The sequence below is a fragment of the Oceanisphaera marina genome (genome assembly GCF_014643915.1).
Taxonomy (GTDB): Bacteria; Pseudomonadota; Gammaproteobacteria; order Enterobacterales; family Aeromonadaceae; genus Oceanimonas; species Oceanimonas marina.
The window spans coordinates 92,217-113,452 of record NZ_BMKE01000009.1; the positions used below are offsets into that span (position 1 = coordinate 92,217).

At 55.9% G+C, this 21,236-nt stretch carries 19 protein-coding genes; 12 read left to right on the forward strand and 7 right to left on the reverse strand.

What is annotated here, in order from left to right:
* The first annotated feature begins 100 nt into the window (after positions 1 to 100).
* The 4 genes from IEW52_RS07340 (at position 101) to murQ (ending at position 3,609) form a co-directional block, all read left to right on the forward strand.
* Positions 101 to 1,138: an alpha/beta fold hydrolase gene (locus IEW52_RS07340; RefSeq protein ID WP_188629412.1), complete on the forward strand. Its 1,038-nt coding sequence runs from the start codon at positions 101 to 103 to the stop codon at positions 1,136 to 1,138.
* A gap of 137 nt (positions 1,139 to 1,275) precedes the next feature.
* Complete coding sequence (locus IEW52_RS07345) at positions 1,276 to 1,464, forward strand: hypothetical protein (protein ID WP_188629413.1); 189 nt, start codon at positions 1,276 to 1,278, stop codon at positions 1,462 to 1,464.
* Between the two features lie 14 nt (positions 1,465 to 1,478).
* Positions 1,479 to 2,570, forward strand: coding sequence for an anhydro-N-acetylmuramic acid kinase (locus tag IEW52_RS07350; protein ID WP_188629414.1), 1,092 nt, complete (start codon positions 1,479 to 1,481; stop codon positions 2,568 to 2,570).
* 118 nt (positions 2,571 to 2,688) lie between these two features.
* Complete coding sequence (murQ, locus tag IEW52_RS07355; protein WP_188629415.1) at positions 2,689 to 3,609, forward strand: N-acetylmuramic acid 6-phosphate etherase; 921 nt, start codon at positions 2,689 to 2,691, stop codon at positions 3,607 to 3,609.
* Positions 3,610 to 3,781: 172 nt separating this feature from the next.
* On the opposite strand, the gene IEW52_RS07360 is transcribed toward murQ, so the two are convergent.
* Complete coding sequence (locus tag IEW52_RS07360) at positions 3,782 to 4,105, reverse strand: hypothetical protein (RefSeq protein WP_188629416.1); 324 nt, start codon at positions 4,103 to 4,105, stop codon at positions 3,782 to 3,784.
* Positions 4,106 to 4,272: 167 nt separating this feature from the next.
* Here IEW52_RS07360 and IEW52_RS07365 point away from each other — a divergent pair, with 167 nt between their 5' ends.
* Entirely contained in the window at positions 4,273 to 5,148 is an 876-nt protein-coding gene (locus IEW52_RS07365) for an aldo/keto reductase (protein WP_188629417.1), read from the forward strand.
* Between the two features lie 90 nt (positions 5,149 to 5,238).
* On the opposite strand, the gene IEW52_RS07370 is transcribed toward IEW52_RS07365, so the two are convergent.
* Entirely contained in the window at positions 5,239 to 6,411 is a 1,173-nt protein-coding gene (locus IEW52_RS07370) for a BaiN/RdsA family NAD(P)/FAD-dependent oxidoreductase (RefSeq protein WP_188629418.1), read from the reverse strand.
* Positions 6,412 to 6,626: 215 nt separating this feature from the next.
* Here IEW52_RS07370 and IEW52_RS07375 point away from each other — a divergent pair, with 215 nt between their 5' ends.
* The 3 genes from IEW52_RS07375 to IEW52_RS07385 all read left to right on the forward strand — a co-directional run bounded on the left by IEW52_RS07375 (position 6,627) and on the right by IEW52_RS07385 (position 9,302).
* Positions 6,627 to 7,799, forward strand: a complete 1,173-nt coding sequence (locus IEW52_RS07375) for a methyltransferase (protein ID WP_188629419.1) — start codon at positions 6,627 to 6,629, stop codon at positions 7,797 to 7,799.
* A 93-nt stretch (positions 7,800 to 7,892) separates the two neighbouring features.
* Positions 7,893 to 8,690 carry an ion transporter gene (locus IEW52_RS07380; protein WP_188629420.1) on the forward strand — a complete coding sequence of 266 codons (798 nt, stop codon included), beginning with the start codon at positions 7,893 to 7,895 and terminating at the stop codon, positions 8,688 to 8,690.
* A gap of 171 nt (positions 8,691 to 8,861) precedes the next feature.
* Positions 8,862 to 9,302: a universal stress protein gene (locus tag IEW52_RS07385; protein ID WP_188629421.1), complete on the forward strand. Its 441-nt coding sequence runs from the start codon at positions 8,862 to 8,864 to the stop codon at positions 9,300 to 9,302.
* 7 nt (positions 9,303 to 9,309) lie between these two features.
* On the opposite strand, the gene IEW52_RS07390 is transcribed toward IEW52_RS07385, so the two are convergent.
* Positions 9,310 to 10,233, reverse strand: a complete 924-nt coding sequence (locus IEW52_RS07390; RefSeq protein ID WP_188629422.1) for a LysR family transcriptional regulator — start codon at positions 10,231 to 10,233, stop codon at positions 9,310 to 9,312.
* Between the two features lie 502 nt (positions 10,234 to 10,735).
* Here IEW52_RS07390 and IEW52_RS07395 point away from each other — a divergent pair.
* From IEW52_RS07395 to IEW52_RS07410, 4 genes are all read left to right on the forward strand, one after another.
* Positions 10,736 to 11,599, forward strand: a complete 864-nt coding sequence (locus IEW52_RS07395; RefSeq protein WP_188629423.1) for a carboxylate/amino acid/amine transporter — start codon at positions 10,736 to 10,738, stop codon at positions 11,597 to 11,599.
* Between the two features lie 104 nt (positions 11,600 to 11,703).
* Positions 11,704 to 12,678, forward strand: coding sequence for an acrylyl-CoA reductase (NADPH) (acuI, locus tag IEW52_RS07400; protein WP_188629424.1), 975 nt, complete (start codon positions 11,704 to 11,706; stop codon positions 12,676 to 12,678).
* A 184-nt stretch (positions 12,679 to 12,862) separates the two neighbouring features.
* Entirely contained in the window at positions 12,863 to 13,864 is a 1,002-nt protein-coding gene (locus IEW52_RS07405; protein WP_188629425.1) for a CobW family GTP-binding protein, read from the forward strand.
* Between the two features lie 87 nt (positions 13,865 to 13,951).
* The gene (locus IEW52_RS07410) at positions 13,952 to 15,874 is read left to right on the forward strand and encodes a methyl-accepting chemotaxis protein (RefSeq protein ID WP_188629426.1); all 1,923 of its coding nucleotides are present in this window, start codon (positions 13,952 to 13,954) and stop codon (positions 15,872 to 15,874) included.
* A gap of 24 nt (positions 15,875 to 15,898) precedes the next feature.
* Here IEW52_RS07410 and IEW52_RS07415 read toward each other — a convergent pair whose 3' ends face one another.
* The 4 genes from IEW52_RS07415 to prlC form a co-directional block, all read right to left on the reverse strand.
* A complete protein-coding gene (locus tag IEW52_RS07415) occupies positions 15,899 to 16,774 on the reverse strand; it encodes an MBL fold metallo-hydrolase (protein ID WP_188629427.1) in 876 nt (291 codons plus the stop codon).
* Between the two features lie 157 nt (positions 16,775 to 16,931).
* On the reverse strand, positions 16,932 to 17,408 hold the full coding sequence (gene dps, locus IEW52_RS07420; protein ID WP_188629428.1) for a DNA starvation/stationary phase protection protein Dps: 477 nt from the start codon (positions 17,406 to 17,408) through the stop codon (positions 16,932 to 16,934).
* 724 nt (positions 17,409 to 18,132) lie between these two features.
* Positions 18,133 to 18,909, reverse strand: a complete 777-nt coding sequence (locus IEW52_RS07425) for a class I SAM-dependent methyltransferase (RefSeq protein WP_188629429.1) — start codon at positions 18,907 to 18,909, stop codon at positions 18,133 to 18,135.
* A gap of 207 nt (positions 18,910 to 19,116) precedes the next feature.
* Positions 19,117 to 21,159 (reverse strand): oligopeptidase A, encoded by a 2,043-nt coding sequence (gene prlC, locus IEW52_RS07430; protein ID WP_188629430.1) that lies wholly within the window; start codon positions 21,157 to 21,159, stop codon positions 19,117 to 19,119.
* Between the last annotated feature and the right edge of the window lie 77 nt (positions 21,160 to 21,236).

A 21,236-nucleotide genomic window follows, 5' to 3' on the forward strand; every position in this document is an offset into this window, starting at 1 on the left:
TACGCATTGAGTGCCACCCCGGGTTCGATGCAAGTTTCTTCGGGCTTAAGTGCTACACTGGCTGCTGTGTTGTTTTATCGTGAACCGTTCGGAGCCTTCTATGCTAACCCGCCTGTTGCTGATCGGAATTTGCCTGTTTATGAATGTCGCCATTGCCGCCCCGGACTTCACCACCGAATCTGAACTCAGCGATTTGGGAGGCTCGGGGCTCGCGGCCTATTGGCAGCGGCAAGCCGTGCAGGGCCAGTTCGACAGCCACGACGGTTTAAAGCTTCCCTACGCCAAGCTCTTCAACAGCCAGCACCAACAAGCCATCATACTGGTGAATGGCCGTACCGAGACCTATCTGAAATATCAGGAACTGGCCCGGGATTTATTCAACAACGGCTACAACGTATACCTTTACGACCATCGCGGCCAGGGGCTGGCTCCCCGGCTGCTGGACGATACCCAAATAGGCTATGTGGCCGACTTTGATGACTACGTGCAAGACCTTGAGCAATTTGTGCAGCAAATTGTCTTGCAAGACCCCGTCGATAATCTCTATTTACTGTCCCACTCCATGGGCGGCACCATTTCGGCGTTGTGGCTCAGCCAAACCCGGGTTCGGCTGCAGGCAGCGGCGCTGTCATCCCCCATGATGGGTATCTATCACAAGCCTCTGCCCCGCTGGCTGGTCAATGGCTTGCTGACCTTGTTTGATAACGGCTGCCGCTGGCTGAACCATAGTGCTTGTTACGCGCCGGGCCAGGCCACTTATCAAGACGAGCCGTTTAAAGATAACGTGCTCACTCACAGCGAAGTGCGCTATCAGGTGTTTCGGGATTTATACGAGCAACAGCCTCAGCTACAACTGGGCGGCGCGAGCGTTCATTGGTTAAAACAGGCCTTGCTGGCCGGTGACAACGCCATCCATCAGGCGGGGCGCATTACCATTCCGTTGTTGGTATTGCAGGCCGGTAACGATGTGGTGGTGGACAACACCGCGCAACACACCTTTTGTCAGGCGCTGGCCCACTGTGATGGCGGGCAACCCAAGGTCATCAAAAACGCATCCCATGAACTATTTATAGAGCGTGACCGTTATCGCCGTCCCGCTCTGGAAGCCGTATTGTCATTCTTTGCGCAATACCCTTAAACATAGCTGAAAGCGCTAAGCTGTCAGCGATCAGTAAAAGACAAAACAAGATAAATACTCAGCCGGGCTGATCGTTTAAAGCTGACCGCAGCCCAAAGGGCCTGGTTGTTATCTTATTATTTATGGAGCCATCTATCATGCGTCACACTGCATATTGTTCATTTTCTGTATTGGGTCTGGCACTGGCCTTAACCGCCTGCGGTACTCCCCCACCACCGCCCAAACCCACTCCCGTCGTCGTCGCCACACCCAAGCCGAAACCGGTTGAAAACGAGGTGATCAGCATTCCCGAAAGCCCCATTCAAACCTTGCCCAGCGACTGGTAATACGAGGTTCAGATATGGAACTGTTTATCGGCATTATGTCCGGTACCAGCCTGGATGGTATAGATGCCGTGCTGGTCGCCACCAATGGCCAGCAGGTTGAGCTGAAAGCCGGCACCCGCCGGCCGTTTGCCGCCTCTTTGCGCCAGCGACTGCTGAACCTGGCGGCCGGCGGCACCATTACCGCCAAACAATGGGGCGAGCTGGATACCGAGCTGGGCCAGGCCTATGCCGATATTGTGCTGCAATTGCTCGAAGAGTCGGGCACCCGGGCCACGCAAGTGCGCGCCATCGGTTGTCACGGTCAAACCGTATGGCACCAGCCTCTGGGGCCGCTGCCGTTTTCACTGCAACTGGGTGACGCCAACCGGCTGGCCGCGCAAACCGGCATAGTGGCGATTAATGATTTTCGCCGCAAAGACATGGCCCTGGGTGGTCAGGGCGCCCCTCTGGTACCGGCCTTTCATCAGCAGGTGCTGGGCAACAGCAACCAGATGCGCATCCTGGTCAACATCGGCGGTATCGCCAACATTACCGTACTGGCTCCCGGGCAGGCGGCACTGGGCTACGACGTTGGCCCAGGTAATATGCTGATGGATGTATGGTGCAAGCATCATACTGGCCAACCCTATGACAAAGACGCCGCCTTTGGTTTGCAAGGCCAGGTTGACCCGAGCTTGTTGGCGAGGTTACTGGCCGAGCCCTGGCTGGCATTACCGCCCCCCAAAAGCACCGGTCGTGAGCTGTTTGACGAAGCCTGGCTTGCTGCGCGCCTGCCCGCCACCCTAGCGCCTGCCGATGTACAGACCACCCTGGCCGAATTTACCGCCAGCGCCATTGCCAACGAGGTCAACAAATGGCCCGCCGGCGAGCTGCTGGTGTGTGGCGGAGGGGGGCATAATCCGTTATTGATGCGCCGCCTGGCCGCCCTGTTACCCCATTGGCATGTAGATACCACCAACAGCGCAGGGGTGGATATGGACGCCATGGAAGCCATGGCCTTTGCCTGGCTGGCCCATCAAACCTGGCATGGCCTGCCCGGCAACCTGCCCGCCGTCACCGGCGCCAGCCGCCCCGCCATTTTAGGTGCCATCCACTTGCCGGATTAAAAGCGGTGAAGGGTAAAGAGTGAAGCGTGAGGGATTACCCATAACACTACTCCTTCAGGTTTTGGTATTCCCCTTCACTCTTTACGCCTTGCTCTTCACATCCTGATAGGAGTATTTAATGCCCACCCCAAACTTGCTGAGTGATCTGGCCAGACTGGCTTCCGAAGGGCGTAATCCCGATACCTTGCATATCGATCGCCAATCGACGCTCGATATGCTCACCACCATGAATGCACAAGACAAGCAGGTGCCGGAGGCGGTTGCCCGCGTGTTGCCCGCCATTGCCAGTGCCGTCGATCACATAGTAACGGCGTTTCAACAGGGCGGACGGCTGATTTACATGGGGGCCGGTACCAGTGGTCGTTTGGGCGTACTGGATGCCTCCGAGTGTCCGCCCACCTTCAGCGTGCCCGCCGATAGGGTGATCGGATTGATTGCCGGCGGACCCGAGGCCATGTTTCGCGCTCAGGAGGGGGCTGAAGACAATGCCCAGCTGGGCGCCGACGATCTACAACAACTGACGTTGTCGGCCAAAGATGTGGTGGTGGGCATCGCCGCCAGTGGCCGCACGCCTTACGTGCTGGGTGGGCTGCACTATGCTCGAAGCCTGGGAGCCACTACAGTGGCACTGGCCTGTAATAGCGGCTCGGCCATTGGCCTTGCCGCCGACATTGCCATCGAGCCAGAAGTCGGCCCGGAGGTGATCACCGGCTCAACGCGCTTGAAATCCGGCACCGCACAAAAGCTGGTGCTGAACATGCTCACCACCGCCAGCATGATCCGCATTGGCAAGGTTTATCAAAACCTGATGGTGGACTTGAACGCCAGTAATTTGAAGCTGCAGGCCCGAGCGCAGCGCATAGTAATGCAAGCCACAGAGGTCAACGAAGTACAGGCGGCCGAAGCGCTGACGGCGGCAGATAACAACGTAAAACTGGCGATCTTAATGCTGCTCTCGGGGCTGGATAAAGCGGAGGCCCAGGCCCGGTTACAGCAGCATAAGGGCGTATTGAACGCAGCTTTAAGCCGTCAGCCGTAAGCTATCAGTTAAGGATAGCCATAGCGCCAAGCTCGACGTAAAACCAGCCGTCATCCTGACGCAAGTCAGGATCTTATTTGAGTGGCGTGCGCAAGCTCAGCAAGATGGGAAAATCGCGCCTCGAAGGGCGAGTGTTTCTGCTGTTCTGGTAGCTTACGGCTTACCGCTCTTTTTACGACTCCTGATCTTCGCCAAGCTGGGCGCGCAGCTTTTCTTCACGGCGCAAATACCAGCTGGCTTTGAACGAGGTCCACCAGTCGTGGGACAGCTCGCCACCGTAGGCTTCCAATAGCTCGATTACCCGCTCCAGCGTTAATACCGCCACATCGTACTCTATCTCGAGCCAATGCTTGCGCACCACTACCTTGGAAACGCCGGTTTCGTTGTTGAACTCATTGGCCAGCAGCTCGATTTGCAGCTGATTAAGATTATCCAGCCGCAGTCGCCGCCGTACCGGAACAAGTTCCGCATGGTCATCATGCTCTGAAATGGTCATCTGTTGCTCCTTGCTCTTTACGTGAGTGAGGTCGGTTGCCTGACGATAACTAAGCACCTTGTCTTTTATAAAAGCAAGGCCCAGGCGTTGCAATGCCCAGTTTGCTCAGTCAACATATTGGCTCAGCACTCGCAAAAGATCATCCACAACATTATCAAGAGGTTATCATGGACGCTACCGTTACCCTTAAAGCCACTACCACAGAGCCAGCCGTTACGCTGCCCGCCATTGGCCAGGGCTCCTGGTACATGGGCGAAGGGCTGGCCCCGCGCCGCGATGAAGTGCGCGCGATTCAGCAGGGGCTGGATTTGGGGCTGACCCTGGTGGATACCGCTGAAATGTACGCCGACGGTGGCGCCGAAGAAGTGGTGGGTGAAGCGCTGCAAGGCAGACGCGAACAGGCGTTTCTGGTTTCCAAGGTATATCCCTGGAATGCGGGCAAGCGCAGCGCCATTGCCGCCTGTGAAGCCAGCCTGCAGCGCCTGGGCACCGATTATCTGGATATGTACCTGCTGCACTGGCCCGGCAGCATTCCCTTGGAAGAAACCCTGCAAGCCTTTGAGCAGCTGCGGGCCGATGGCAAGATCAAACGCTTTGGCATCTCTAATCTGGATCTGGATGACGCTCAGGAGTGGCACGCCCTGAGTGGCCAGGACACCGCCGTCAATCAGGTGCTCTATCACCTGGGTTCTCGGGGCATAGAGCATTCGCTTCGCCCCTGGCAGCGCCAGCAAGGCATTGCCACCATGGGCTATTGCCCGCTGGCGCAGGGCGGCCGTTTACGGCGCGATTTACTGTCGCAGCCCGAGCTGCAGGCCGTGGCCAGCGAGCTGAACATCACGGTACCGCAACTGCTGCTGGCCTGGGCCATTCGCCCCATCGACGGCCAGCGTGACCTGATCGCCATACCCAAGGCGGTACAGCCCGCCCATGTGCAGCAAAACGCCGAGGCGCTCAACATAGTGCTGAACGATGACGTATTGGCCCGACTGGATAACGCCTTCCCGGCACCCAACCGCAAGACGTCACTCGATATCGTGTAACAAGCCCCTGCGGGTCGTTATACGCTTTACGCCGTACGCTGTAAGTTTAAAAAAGATGCTTGTCTTTAACTTACGGCGTATAGCTAATCATTAAACCACTTGCCCGGCGCACCAGCCGGCGCTCCAGGCCCACTGAAAGTTATAGCCCCCCAGCCAACCGCTCACGTCGACCACTTCACCGATAAAGTACAAATTAGGTACTTTTTTAGCCATCATGGTTTTGGACGACAATTCGTCCGTGTCGACGCCGCCTAAAGTTACCTCGGCGGTGCGGTAACCTTCGGTGCCGCCGGGCTTCAGTGGCCAGGCCGCCAGCAACTGCTCGATGGCCGCCACTTCTTTCGGCACATATTGCTTTAGCGGCTTGTTGGTGATTTTTTCTCGCTCCAGCAGCGTGTCTACCAGACGCTTGGGCAGATGACGGCTCAGCCAGGTTTTCAGCTCCTGATTGGGACTGTCGGCAATGCCTTGGGTCAATCGTCCGGCGGGCAGCAACTCGAAGTGTACCTGCTCACCAGCTTGCCAGTAGGACGAGATTTGCAGTACAGAAGGCCCGGACACCCCTCTGTGGGTGAACAGTAGATTTTCGGCAAAGCGGGTGCCGTCTTCGCTCTCGGCCACCACAGGTAAAGACACCCCCGCCAGCGGCTCCAGGGTCGCCTTGTCTTCCGGCTGCAGAGTAAAGGGCACCAAACCGGCGCGGGTAGGTAGTACCTTGAGACCAAACTGCTCGGCCAGCTTGTAACCAAAGGCAGAAGCACCGATTTTGGGCATCGACAAGCCCCCACTGGCCACCACCAACGACTGGCAGCTGTACTGATCGTTGTCGGTGGTGACCGCAAAACCTTCACCCAGCGAGGCCACGCTGTCGATATTGCTGCGCAACCTGATCGTCACGCCGGCGTCATCACACTCTTTTACCAGCATATCGACGATGTTCTGTGCCGAATCGTCACAAAACAGCTGACCCAGGGTTTTTTCGTGGTAGGCAATGCCGTGCTTTTCAACCAAGGCAATAAAGTCCCACTGGGTGTAACGGGCCAGTGCCGACTTAACAAAGTGCGGGTTCTCGCATAAAAAAGCGCCGGGCTCGATGAAATAGTTGGTGAAGTTACAGCGCCCACCCCCCGACATCAGGATTTTGCGGCCAATGCGCTTGCCGTGATCCAGCAACAGCACACGGCGGCCCCGTTTGCCCGCCTCGGCGGCACACATCAAACCGGCGGCACCGGCGCCAATCACTATCACATCCCACGCTTTCATTGAGTTCCACACTGTTATTATCGACAAAGCGGTATTCTAACGGTCGCACCGCCCCAACACCAAGCGGTACGCTTTACGCGGTACGTAAAAGAAAAAATATAAACTTTCTGCTTCGCAGAACCCACAGCTAAAACGTGGGGCTACAAAAGACGGTGCTTGCTTTTAAACGTAGCGCGTATGGCGCAGGGCTGTGCCCCGAGGTTATAATCTGCGCCATGAGTATACTCGCCGAACAATTTCAACAGCTCAGTACCCTGTTGCATCATACCCGCGGCGACTGGCAGCACACCCCTTTTAGCTGTAACCAACTGCCCTGGCCCGAGTTGACCCCCATGCTGATGGCGCTGACGGAAGCGCAAATAGACATCCTGGATGAAGACGAGGCCGCCGCTCTTGCCTGGCTGGCTCCCATGCGTCCACAAACGGTGGCGGCCCATGACCTGACCTTGCCCGAGCTTGCACGCGCCGCAGACTATGCCACGCCTCGCTGGAGTAATGGCATAGGTGGGCGAAAATGGGCGCAAATAAAGGATTTTGCCGCCAATGTAGCGATAGATCATCCGGTTCTGGAATGGTGTGCCGGCAAGGGGCATTTGGGACGTTTGCTGGCACAACAGGGCGCGCCTTCGGTCACGAGTCTGGAATGGAATGCCGATTTATGTGCCCAGGGCGAGCAACTGGCACAACAGCTGAAGCTCAAACACCACTTTCACTGTGCCGATGCGCTAGGCTCTGCGCCAACGACCTTGTTTCAGCCTCAACAACTGGCGGTGGCCCTGCATGCCTGTGGTGAACTGCACCTGCGTTTTTTACGCCAGGCAGCACAGGCGGGCACCCGGCAACTGGCGCTTTCTCCCTGTTGTTATCACCTGATTGAACACGATCATTATCGCCCGCTTTCCATCGCTGGCCAGCAGCACGATTTACAGCTGGACCGCCATAGCCTGCGTCTGCCCCTGCAGCAGCAGGTAACGGGAGGAGAGCGGGTGCGCCGCCTGCGCCATATCGAGCTCAGCTGGCGTTTGGCGTTTGATGAACTTCAGCAACAGATCACCGGCCAGCCTCGTTATTTACCGCTGCCTGCCTTTCCCAAACGGCTGCTTAGCGACGACTTTGCCGGTTTTGCTCGCTGGGCCTGTGCCCAAAAAGGCCTGGAGACTCCCGAATTTATTGATAGCCAGCACTGGTTGGCTCTGGCCGAACAGCGCCGATTATTGGTGAAGCGTATCGAGCTGATCCGCCATCGTTATCGCTACCTGCTGGAATTATGGCTGCTGCTGGACAGGGCACTGTTTCTTGAAGAACAAGGCTATCAGGTAACCCTGGGCACCTTTACCGCCAGCAGCAACACCCCGCGACGATACTTGTTACAGGCCAGCCTGGCATGACTTGTATCGCTATTTTAAGCATAAAACAGCGACGTTGAACGACTCTCTCTTTTCACTTGTCTTTACCGTCATTCAAAACGGACAGGAGCGCCCGTGAACGCAAAAATACGCATCTTACCGCCCAGTGCCTTCGATCTGGTGATGATGGTGCTATCCATTATCTCTGTGGTCATCATAGTCCTGCACCAGTTTGGTCCGTTTGACGCGGCAGAAAAAGAGCTGTTGCTCAAGCTCGATACCAGCATTTGTGTGGTGCTGTTGAGCCATTTTTTTTATGGCCTCTTTACCGCCCGCAGCAAAAAACAGTTTTTAGCCACCCACTGGATTGATTTTATTGCCTCTATTCCCGCCATTGATATTTTCCGCTACGGCCGGATTTTTCAGGTACTGCGCGTGTTGCGTATGCTGCGGGTGGCCAACCAGATTATTCGCCACTTGTTGAAGCACAGCGAAAGCACCATGCTGGCCTCCATGCTGCTGATTTTGCTGGTGGTATTAGGTGGCAGTGCCATTGCCATTTTAATGACGGAGGCGGGCCATGAAGGCTCGAATATAGAAACGGCCGAAGATGCCATCTGGTGGGCACTGGTGACCATTTCCACCGTCGGCTATGGTGATTATTATCCCATTACCACCGCAGGGCGCGTGATTTCCGCTGTGGTTATTTTTACCGGCGTGTCTATCTTTGCCGGTATCTCTGGCCTGGTAGCGTCTACGTTATTAACGCCCAAGGCCGAAGAAGCGGAAAAACAGCAAAGAGCCAATCAGCTGCAATATCGCAAAGACGTCAAAGGCCAGCTGGGCGCATTGCAGCAGGAAGTTAGCCAGCTCAGAGAAGAAATCGGCTCGCTTAAAGCTTTAATGCAACAAAGCGTCAAGGGCAAAGAGTGAAGGGTAAAGAGAAAAAACGGCGCCTAGCACTGTTTATCAGACTATTGGACTAGCCGGTTTTGCTTGTCTAATGGCCATTTTTTAGCCTATGCTGCGGAAGGTGTAAACTTCCATACAGCTCACGGTTTAACTGCCAATGGATTGATAGGCTTGTAAAAAAGGAGAAGCGCTATGACAGAACCCTACAAGTATAAACATATACTTGCGGCGGTCGACATGACCGAAAGCAACCGCAAGGTCATCGCCAAGGCGGTAGACAGGGCGAGGGCAAACAATGCCAAGCTGTCGGTCATTCATGTGGATGTGGATCTTAAAGACCTCTACACCGAAATGATCGATATCGACATCGACAACATTCAGGATCAGGTGGTGGCCGACGCCAAACAGCGGCTCGAAGAATACATCGGCAATATCGACTATCCGATCGAGAAAAAGCTGGTCATCTGCGGCGATCTCACTTTAAAAGTGAACGAAGCGGTCGAGCAGCACGGCGTAGACTTGCTGATCTGCGGCCATGAACAGAGCTTCTGGAGCCTGCTCACTTCGTCTGCTCGTCAGCTGATGAACACGGTGCCCTGCGATTTGCTGGTGGTTCCGCTACCCAAAAAATAACCGCTATTCAGGGCGATTGGCGCAGCCGGTCGCCCACTTCGGTTAACAACTGACGAAACCAGCCCAATGCCGGGTCAAACTCGGTTAACGGATGCTGTGCCAGTATGTAAGTACTGCGTAACGACTCGCTCAGCCGATGTTGCTGCAATGGATAATAATGGCAAAAATCCCGCGCTATCAGCTCGGGCACCATGGCCAGATAACGGCCGGTGGCCAACAGCTTGGGCAAGGCTTCAAAGCTGGGAACCCACACCGCAATATGCCGCTCCAACCCTTTCTTCTTTAGCCACTGCTCTACCAGCGTTTGATTATGCCCCCAGGTAGAGGTGGACACATGGCTCCAGCTCACCAGCTGCTCGGCAGACAAACGATCGGGCAAACCACTGTCTTGTGACGATAAGCACACCATGGGGTTATCAAACCAGGGATCGACCCGCAACCTAGGCGAAAGGTGATCGCCGTCGGCAAACGCCACCACCAAATCCATGCCGCCCCGGGACAAGCTGTCTTCATAATCGGAGTGTACCAGCTCGGTCACCGCCAGCCGGCAAGCTGGGGCGCGTTGATGCAGCAACTCCACCAGCAGCGGCACGGCGCCATGCTCAATGGAAGACGGCACCGCCAGCCGAAAGGTACGGGCAGACACCGCCGGATCAAAACTCGCCGATTGCCGCACCCCCTGCTCCAGCAACATCAGCGCCTGGCGCACCGGGGCCGCCAGCGCCAGCGCCCTTTGGGTCGGCCGCATCTCTTTGCGGGTCATCACAAACAAGGGGTCATCCAGTGCCTGGCGTAATCGGGCCAGCGCATGGCTCACCGTAGACTGGGACAAATTGAGTTGTTCCGCGGCCCGCGTCACGTTTCGGCTGTGCATCAGCACGTCGAACACTCGCAGTAAATTCAGATCGAGCCGTTGATAAAGATTATCCATCGATATTGGCCATGGTTTTATGCTGATAATTCATTTTTTTCATAAGTGATCAGACCATAGAATAGCCCTTATAGACAAGTTTATCGTCGGCGTGGTGAAGTAATTCATCTGGCAGTCGGGTTAACAAGGTTCTGGGCACGGTGGCATCATGGGGGGTACTGCCTGTCTATCGTCATTCACGAATTATTCGAGGTAATTCGAGGGTGGCGATAACAACAGAATATTAACGGCCTGACAGCGTAAGTAATCACGCTGACAACCTCTTTACGGGCATCAAGCCTTAAAGTTCTGCGTGTGGTGTAAACCACCTTGTTTAGGGACGTCATGCTCTCCTTTATGACAAACCTGAAATTGGTCCCAGGCCGGTGCATTGCACCGGCTTTTTTTATGTCTGCTTTTTAAGGTCGCTGTAAGCCTTACGCTGAAAGCTGACGGCTTACAGCTGTTGCAGGCCTTTTTTGCTATTATCGTGCCCATCTTCACTAACATCAGTCTATTCTTCATGCCTTATTTAGTTGCCGTTACCCTGCTATGGGCTTTTTCCTTCAGCCTGATTGGCGTGTATCTTGCCGGTGCCGTGGACAGCTACTTCTCGGTATTCAGCCGTATTTTAATGGCCGCCCTGCTGTTTATGCCCTTCATGTCGTGGCGTCAACCGCCTCGTCTGGCCCTGGGGTTGATGGGCTGCGGTGCCCTGCAGTTGGGGCTGATGTATCTGTTTTACTATCAGTCATTTTTGCTGTTAACGGTGCCAGAAGTGTTGATCTTCACCGTACTGACCCCCGTCTACGTCACCCTGATTTACGATCTGCTGCACCGCCGCTTTAACCCGGGTTATTTACTGACTGCAGCCCTGGCCGTTGTGGGCGCACTGGTGATCCGCTTTGACGGCTTGACCCAGGATTACCTGTTGGGTTTTGTGGTGGTACAAGGCGCCAACCTGTGCTTCGCCCTGGGTCAGGTAGGTTACAAGGTATTGATGGAGCGACACCCCCATCACTCACCGCAACACAGGCTGTTTGGTTACTTTTACCTGGGTGCGCTGGCGGTCGTCATCCCTGCCTGGCTGATGTTGGGAACCGACCAGTATCCAACTTCCAGTCTGCAGTGGGGTATTTTGCTGTGGCTGGGCCTGGGTGCCTCGGGCCTGGGGTATTTTCTGTGGAACAAGGGCGCTACCCTGGTTAACGCGGGGGCGCTGGCCATTATGAACAATGCGCTGGTACCTGCCGGTCTGCTGGTTAACCTGATCATCTGGAACCGAGATGCCGATATATTGCGGCTGGGGCTGGGGGGCCTGATCCTCCTCGCCTCGCTCTGGCTGAATGAGGCATGGATCAAACCCGCCGCCACGGAACACGACTGAAGCTCGACAAGCTCACATAATCACAACTTTGCCCGTTTTCACCATGGCAATTGGTTGCGCTGCCCTTACACTGGTTGTCAGGAAATCGTGCCAGGAGAATAATCATGTTTAAAGCACTGCTATTAGAAGAATCAGGCAAAGAAACCAAAGCCAGTGTGCAACGCCTTAACGAAAACCAGCTCACCAACGGTGATGTTCTGGTCAAGGTGGACTATTCCAGCCTCAACTACAAAGATGCCATGGCCATCACCGGCAAGGGTAAAATCGTGCGTCAATGGCCCATGGTGCCCGGCATCGATTTTGCCGGTACCGTGCTGGCCTCGGATAATCCCGCGCACAGCATTGGTGATGAAGTCATTCTTACCGGTTGGGGTGTGGGTGAAAAATATTGGGGCGGCATGGCAGAAAAAGCCTGCGTCAAAGGTGAATGGCTGGTGCCTCTGCCCGGCACCATGAGTGCCAAACGCGCCATGGCCATCGGCACCGCTGGCCTGACCGCCATGCTGGCCGTGACGGCCCTTGAAGAGGCCGGTATCAAACCGGATCAGGGCCCTATTCTGGTCACCGGCGCCACCGGCGGCGTGGGCTCCATCGCGGTACGACTGCTGGCCAAAGCCGGCTTTGATGTACATGCCGAAACCGGACGCCGACAGCACTGCGACTGGCTGAGAGAGCTGGGTGCCAGCGAAGTCATCGACCGTGCCGAGTTTGATAAAGAACCTGCGGCGCTGGAATCTCAGCGCTGGGCCGGTGCCATCGACGCCGTAGGCGGACGCACCCTGGCCAGAATTTTGAGCCAGACCCAGATGAATGGCGCCGTTGCCGCCTGCGGCCTGGCAGGGGGTGTGTCGCTGAACACCACTGTGATGCCCTTTATTCTGCGCGGCGTAAAACTGCTGGGTATCGACTCTGTATATGTTTCCAAGGAGAAGCGCATTAGCGCATGGCAGCGACTGCAAACCAGCCTGCCGCTGGACTTTGAAGAGCAGAGCGAGGTATACACTCTGGACCAAAGCATCACCGCCGCCCACGATCTGCTGAACGGCCAGCTCAAGGGCCGGGTGCTGATCCAACCCTAAAAAAGCGGTAAGCGGTCAGTTAAAAGCCAATAAAACAAAAACGTGCAGATTGGGATGAATATCTACAATCTGCACTTACTGCTGAGCGCTTCACGCTGATGGCTTACAGCTCTGTTCAGGTTTGTATGACAACCTCAGTGCAAGTGTTATAAGATAACAAAAAACTTGTTTCACGGATTACACCATGACCACTCCTGTTATCACCCATCTCGTAATGGGCTTTCTTGGCACCGGTAAAACCACGCTGCTGCGCCATCTACTGGCCAATAAACCCGACCACGAACGCTGGGCGATTCTGGTGAATGAATTTGGCGAAGTAGGCATAGATGGCGCCTTGCTGACCGAACAAGGCGCCATGATTAAAGAAGTACCCGGTGGCTGCTTGTGTTGTGTGTCTGGCCTGCCGTTTCAAATTGGCTTGAACGCCCTGCTGCACAAGGCAAAGCCGGACCGGCTGTTTATTGAACCCAGCGGCCTGGGTCACCCCAGCCGCATATTAGAGACACTGACCGCCGAGCATTATCAGAATGTCTTGCAGCTGGGAGCGACCTTTTGCGTGGTCGACCCACGCCAGTGGGTTGATCGCCGCTATCAGGAACACGACACCTATCAGGATCAGCTTGCGCTGGCCGATGTGGTAGTCGCCAATAAAACCGACCTTTGCCAGCCAGCACAGCTGGAAGCCCTGCAAGCCGGCATTAGCCAGGGACTATTCGCCGAGCAGCCCGCCCAGCAACTGGCCATGGTGAATCAGGGTCAGCTTGAGCTCGACTGGTTGCAAGCCCGCCACAACACACTACGTCACGCCGCCCAGCCCCAGGCCCATGCCGCAAACAGCCCAAAGCCGCTGATCGCCGACTCGGCTCCGCGTTTAACCCAAGCTCAGCCCTGGCGCCGTTACAGCAATCACGGTCAGGATCATTATTCCATAGGCTGGCGTTTTCTCGATGCAGTCTGTTTCGATCTGGCTGCCGTAGAAGCCTTTTGCCGGGCACACAAGGTGGCAAGGCTAAAAGCGGTATTACGCACCGAAGACGGTTGGCGCGCCTTTAATAAAGTGGACGACCAGCTCAGTGTGTATCGCCTGGCTGCGCAAAAAGAAGGCCGCATCGAGCTGATTGACGCACACCCCCTGTCCGCCCAGCAATTGCATAAAGACCTGATGCAAACCTTGCTACAGCTGTAAGCGGTCAGCTTTAAGCTGACCCATCATAAAACTGTCACTTGTTTGCCTTACCCTGCCGAGTACAAGGATGTCATTAGGGTCTGGTTGATGAGAGTATCGTTATTTTCGTGGTTGTCTTCGCTGCTGCTGATGACTCTTGCGTTGATTCTGGCCGCCAGTCTGTATTTGGCCGATCAGCGGTTGCAACAGGGGGAGCAACACCGGGCCGAAATAGAGCAGCTGCGCCGTACCGCCAACATTGACCTGTATCGTACCATCAGCGCCTATTTAACCACCGGCGATAGCAGCCTGCTGACCACAGCCGAACAACAGCTCGCCAGCATCAGCTCGGTGCTGGCTGAAGATGAAAACGCCGAGTCGGCGCAACAGGCGGTGACCCATCTTGAACAGCAACTGGTCCTGGACTTCAGGGCCGCAGGCAAACTGTCCGGCAACAACCAGCAACTGCTGCAACACGCCGAGCAGGAACTGGCCGATCAACTGAGAGCCCTGCTCCGTTATGCCGATTTGCGTGAAGCCGACAATAATCCCGCCCTGGCGGCCCAATATCAGCGTATCACCTCCGCCATGCTGGCTGCCCTGCCCAAATTGATTCACCTGCGTCAGAGCTATATCAACAGCACCAGCCCAGCCCAAAAAGCCGCCCTCGATTTTCAGCTCAACGAACTCAATCAGCTGGCCAGCCAGCTGGAGACGCTGCCGTTGCTGGGCATTTATCAGCAACCCGAGGCCGACGAATTTGCACTGCGCCAGCCCAAATCGGTAGAGGCAGGAGAGGCCCCCAAGCGCGAAGTACTGAGCCTGCTGCGCCGCTACCCCAAAGAGCTGAACAATACCGGTGATAATCTGGTGTTGCGCAATCAGGCCGCCAATGCCCTCAGCGCCAGCCTGACCACCATAGAACAGGCACTGGATTTGCTGGTGGCCCAGCAAGAAGCCACGCGCCTGGCCCATTATCGCCAGTTAACCGTCTTGCTGTTTGGCCTGTGCCTCACCCTGCTGTTGTTTGCCCTGCTGAGCTATGTGTTTCAGCGCCAGCTGGTGGTTAAACGACTGCATCAACTGAGTGATGCCTTTGCCCGCCTGCTGCAAACCGGACAACTCACCCCCCTGAGCGTCAGCCATCCCAACAGCGAGCTGGGCCAGATTGCCACCAGCTTTAATGGCCTGATTGAACAACTGCAAGGCCAGCAGCAGGCTCGAGCCGATCAGTTGCGGCATGTGTCGGCGGCGCTGGAACAGATGGTGGAAGAAGTACAGGATATTCAGCAGCATACCCAAACCACAGATCACACCATGAGCGGCAGTGTCCACATGGTGGACGAGCTGAATAATCTGGCACAACAAATGCGCCAGGCCAGCGACGACATCGCCCTGACCGCTCGCGACAATTTACACGCCATGGGAGTGAGCAAGGAAAAGGTCGAGCAGCTGGTGCACACCGCCAAACAAAGCCAGCAGGCGGCCCATACCGGCCAGCGTGCACTCAACAGCCTCACCACCTCGGTGAATGATGCGGCGACCATTATTGGCGTCATTCAGCAAATTGCCGAACAAACCAATTTGCTGGCACTCAACGCGGCCATTGAGGCAGCCAGAGCCGGTGAGCAGGGCCGCGGCTTTGCCGTGGTGGCCGATGAGGTGCGCAAATTATCCGGCAATACCCAGGGCTCGCTCAGCGAAATCAGCGATATTATGGAGCGACTGCGCCTGGCCAGCGGTGAGCTCAATCACACCATCAGCAACATGATGCACGCCGCCGAAACCCAGCATGAGCAGGCACAAACCCTGATGGCGGTCACCGAACAGGTGCGCGCCACCTCTCAGGCAACCACCTCGGTCGCCGAGCAGGGCGCCGGCCATGCCGATAGTCAGGCCGCCGAGCTGAATCGTTTCATGAATTTGATGGATGAGCTGAAGCTGCAGTCGGCCCAGGTCTCGCAGCGAGCAGGCCAGGTGGTGGAGCGAATCCGCGGCCAGGCCAGCACCATTACCGAGATGCTGCGCTGACGGCTTAACGCTAATAGCTGTGCCTTATAGCGCATTAATCGGCAGTTTAAGAAACACCTTGCCTTGCTCATCCGCAGGCGGCAGCCCGCCGGCACGAATATTGACCGGAATCGCCGGTAAAATCAGCTTCGGCATGCCCAGGGTGGCGTCTCGTTTATCACGCATGGCCATAAAGCCGGCTTCGTCTATGCCGTCGTGCACATGAATATTGCCGGCTCTTTGTTCGGCCACCGTAGTGCGACACTGATGATCACGCTCGCCGTTGGGGTAATCGTGGCACACATAGATATCTGTCTCTGGCGCCAAGGCCAGCAGGCGACCAATTGACTGAAACAGCCGCTGGCTGCTGCCACCGGGAAAATCACAGCGTGCCGTCCCCTTGTCGGGCATAAACAGGGTATCGCCCACAAACAGTACCTGTTCGTTTATCAGGTAAGCAATGTCTGCCGGCGTATGACCCGGACTGTACAGCACCCGGATTTGCAGCTCACCCACGTTAAAGGTATCCCCCTCGGCGAACAGGCCATCAAACTGCCTGCCATCGGCCGTAAACTCCGGATCCAGAGCAAAGATGTCACGAAAAATCGCCTGTACCTGAATAATATGCTCGCCAATGCCAATGCTGGCCTGCAGTTGCTCCCGCAAGAAGGGCGCCACCGACAGATGATCGGCATGGGCGTGGGTTTCCAGTATCCACTGTATCGTCAGCTGCTGCTCACGCACAAAATCGATTTGCTGTTGCGCCAGCTCGGTATTGGTGCGCCCGGAAGCCTGATCAAAACCCAGCACCGGGTCTATGATGACGCCCTGGCCACCCTGATGGTCGTAGACCACATAACTGAATGTTTCACTGTTATCGTCTAAAAACGCCTTCACCTCGGGCTTGAGTGCTTGTCTCATGATATTACCTCGCAAGTATCGTCAATAAACATTAGCACAATCTAAACTAGATATTAGCGCAAAGCGGTCCGCAGAGCCGGGCGTAAACAAAAATGCCGAAGCGTGAGCTTCGGCAATGGGGACTTATCTGTATACGAGTCTTGAAACTCGGAGGAGATTACTTGGCGTTGGCACCAATAAACCAGGCATCTTTATCGATGATACGGCTGGCTTCGGTAAACAGGTCGGCGGTGTCTTCGTCACCCGCGTCGCCGGCGGTTTTAATGGCTTCACGCAGGGTCTCGGCGACTTTTTTATAGCGTTCGGTCAGCGCATTAACATGGTCGTTGACCGCGGTAATACCGGTGGGATAAGTCTCCAACACAGAATCTTTGGCGACTCGCCCGGCAAGGCCATTGGGCTCGCCGCCCAGAATAACCACTCGCTCGGCAATCGTGTCCGAAATCTCGAGAATCCGAGTCGTGGTTTCATCCAGCAACTGGTGCACGCCAATAAAACCCGCGCCTTGCAAGTTCCAGTGGCACTGCTTGCCGGCCAGCGTCAAATCAATGACATTGGCCAGGTTGGCGTTTAGTAGTTCGATCATTTTTTGGGCAGTGTCGTCGTTCAGTCCGCTTGCGTAACGTTCTCTCATTTTTACACTCCGTATCGAAAAATGGTGATAAAACTTGTACTGCTCAGCTTATCAACCTTGGTTTTAACCTCTTGAGTCGATTCATATTAGATTACAATTTCATCCTAACAGCTTATAGCTGCATGTGAACCCCTACTACGTCATCAATATGATTCTCCTGCCAGACTGGATTTTTGGCGCCTGTCTCTTGGTCACAACTATTTGTTAAAGTTAATGTGGCTTGTCAGGCAGAGGGCACTCCTCCTCCGACTCGCCGTGGGACGTGCCATTCACCGCTTTAGCCTACTGCGAACATTCACTGGATATTCGGTCAGACTAAAGCTGTTCGTCACGGCAGCAAGCTGCCCCCTCTAGGCTCAACCGCGCCATCTGACCGCCAGGGAAGGCGGGAATGCCGATACGGCAGGAGCATTTATCGGCCCTGGCGCGGATGGTCGGCTGAGCAGACACCCTCTGCCTTCCCATTGAAACCGGTGCCGTCTGTCAGTGATGCTCACTGACAGACTCGGAGCCTAAAAAGAGGCGGCTGGGATAGTCTCAGCCGACCATCACATGACAGGTCAGCAAAGGCTCCTGCAATGCTGACACTCCCGCCATCCTTGGCGGTCGGACGTCATGTGCTGAGCGTCGCATGGATGCAGTTTAGCGTGTCGGAAGAGGCTACCCAGTTGTATCTGAGTTCTAAGCTGAGTTGTGACTAAGAGAAAGGCTGACCGCTTAAAGCTTACCGCTCCCCCGCAGGGGTAATCGCCTGCTTTATGTAAAGATCGAAGCGATTGTTCTTGGTTTCAATTTGCGCCGATGGCGATACGTCGTTCAAAAAACCGGCATAACCCGGCCGCTTGACCACCACCCGGGCACGGGCAAGTTGCAGCGCCTGGGGCAAGAGGGCATCCGCATCCAGATCCGGCCCCACCAGTGAGTGGAACACCCGCATCTCTTTTTTAACCAGCGCGGCTTTTTTCTTGTGTGGAAACATGGGGTCAAGATAGACCACATCAGGTTGCTCGGTTACATCAGCCAGCGTCTGGCCAAAGGGCAGCAGCCGCAGCCGTTCACCGACCCAATCGCCAATTTCCGCATCCTGCACCGCTCGGCGCAGGCCATCGGCCAGCAAGGCATGCACCACGGGATGACGCTCGCACAGGGTCACGGTGCACCCCAGCGAGGCCAGCACAAAGGCATCTCGCCCCAGCCCTGCGGTGCCATCCACCACGCTGGGGTTATGACCATGCTTCAAGCCCACAGCCTTGGCAATAGACTGGCCCCGGCCGCCGCCAAACTTGCGCCTGTGTGACGCAGCCCCCTCGGCCAGGTCCACATACACACCGCCCAGCCTGGGCTCATCCAGCTTGCGCAGCTCCAGCCGCCCTTCAACCAGCACCAGGGCAAACGGCGCCTCGGCACTCACACCTTGCATCGCCACCTGGAGTTGCTCGGCCTCATGCTGCAAACGGGCGTCAAGCAGCTCTATTTGCAGCGGGATTAACTGTTCAGACATACTGAATTACCATGAAAAACGGCTGGCACCTGGCCAGCCGTTATAAGCGTTAATTGAGCCTTATCGGCAACCTTAAGCTGTAAGCCATCAGCGATAAGTTAAAGCCAAAGATTAAACCCCTTGCTTCGCAGAATAAACGAAACCTGGATTTTTTCTTGAGCTGATAGCTTACGGCTGACAGCTTATAGCGGCCGAAGGCCTGAACTATTACGCAGTAATGCCGGAATGGCGTAACAGGGCATCGATCTTTGGCTCACGGCCACGGAACTGCTTGAACAACTCCATCGGCTCTTTGGACCCCCCTTGCTCCAGAATGGCATGCAGGAAGTCGCGACCGGTTTTGGCCGAGAATATACCCTCTTCTTCAAACCGTGAGAAGGCATCGCTCGACAGCACTTCTGCCCACTTGTAGCTGTAATACCCCGCCGCATAGCCGCCGGCAAAGATATGGGCAAAGCCATGCTGAAAGCGATTGAAGCTTGGCGGTGGCAATACCGATACCGACTCGCGCACCTGATCCAGAATGGCTTGCACGCGGCCTGGCTCGGCGCCGTCTTTGGCCATGTGCAGACGAAAATCGAACAGTGAAAACTCCAGCTGGCGCAGCATCATCAACGCAGAGTGAAAGTTACGGGCCGCCAGCATACGCTCCAGCATATCGGCAGGCAGCGGTTCGCCGGTTTCATAATGGCCGGAAATAAAGGCCAGCGCCTCTGGCTGCCAGCACCAGTTTTCCAGAAACTGACTGGGCAGCTCAACCGCATCCCAGGCCACACCGTTAATACCGGCGACACCCGACACGTCGACCTTGGTCAACATGTGATGAATACCGTGGCCAAACTCGTGGAACAGGGTTTCTACTTCACCGTGCGTAAACAGCGCCGGCTTGTCACCGACCGGGCCATTGAAGTTACAGGTAAGATAGGCCACCGGCTTTTGCAGGCTGCCGTCTTCACGATAACGGCGGCCCATGCAGTCGTCCATCCAGGCGCCGCCCCGCTTGTTGGCACGGGCATACAGGTCGAGATAGAAGCTGCCACGCAGCTCGCCATCTTCGCCGTAAATATCGAAAAAGCGTACATCCGGGTGCCACACTTCCACGCCAAAGCGCTCGGTGACTTTTACGCCGAACAAGCGTTTTACGGTTTCAAACAGCCCGTGAATCACCTTGTTGGCCGGAAAATAAGGGCGCAGCTCTTCATCGGAGATGGTGTATTTATGCTGCTTGAGCTTTTCGCCGTAATAAGTCACATCCCAGGCATTCAGCTGCTCAACGCCATGGTGTTCGCGGGCAAACTCGGTCAGCTCTGCCAGCTCGGCTTTGCCTTGCGGGTAAGAACGCTTGGCCAACTGGTCGAGGAAATCCAGCACCTGCTGCTCGTTGTCCGCCATTTTGGTGGCCAGCGACAACTGGGCATAGTTTTCAAAGCCCAGCAGCTGGGCCAGCTCTTGCTTGAGCGCCAAGGTTTCTTCAATCACGGCGGTGTTGTCAAATTCACCGGCGTTGGGGCCCTGATCCGAGGCGCGGGTACAATAGGCGCGATACAGCTCTTCACGAAGGCTGGCATCGTCGGCGTACATCATCACCGGCAAATAAGACGGAATATCCAGGGTGAATACCCAACCTTCCAGCTCGCGAGCCTCGGCCTGTGCCTTGGCGGCCGCCTGGGCCGACTCGGGTAAACCGGCCAGCTGGCTTGAGTCGGTGACCTGCTTAATCCAGGCCTGGGTCGCATCCAGCACCTGGTTGGAAAAACGTGATCCCAAATCCGACAGGCGGGATTTAATGGCGCCAAAGCGCTCTTTCTGTGCCGCTTCCAGCGCAATGCCCGACAGGCGGAAGTCACGCAGCGTATTGTTCACTTCTTTTTGCTGGGCAAGGCTCAACTTCTTGAAGTTATCGCGCTTGGCCAGGCTCTGATACGCCTCAAACAGCCCCTCGTGCTGGCCCATCCAGGTGCTGTATTCAGACAGCAACGGCAGGCACTCTTCATAAGCCTGGCGCAGTTCTTCGCTGTTCAGCACGCTGTTCAGATGACTGACCGGCGACCAGATACGACTCAGGCGATCGCCCACTTCTTCTAACGGCGCAACCAGGTTATCCCAGGTAAAGATGTCATCGCCGCTCAGCACGGTCTCCACGCGCTTTTTGCAATCGCTGATCGCGTGCTCCAGTGCCGGCTTTACCTGTTCGGGTTTGATCTGGCTAAACGGCGGCAGGCCGTCCATGGTCAGTAGCGGGTTCGTCATCTTGGTACCTCTTCGTGTTTTGGCCATCGACTTGCTGAAAAGCAAACGAGGAATACCTCTAAGATGGTGATAGTGAC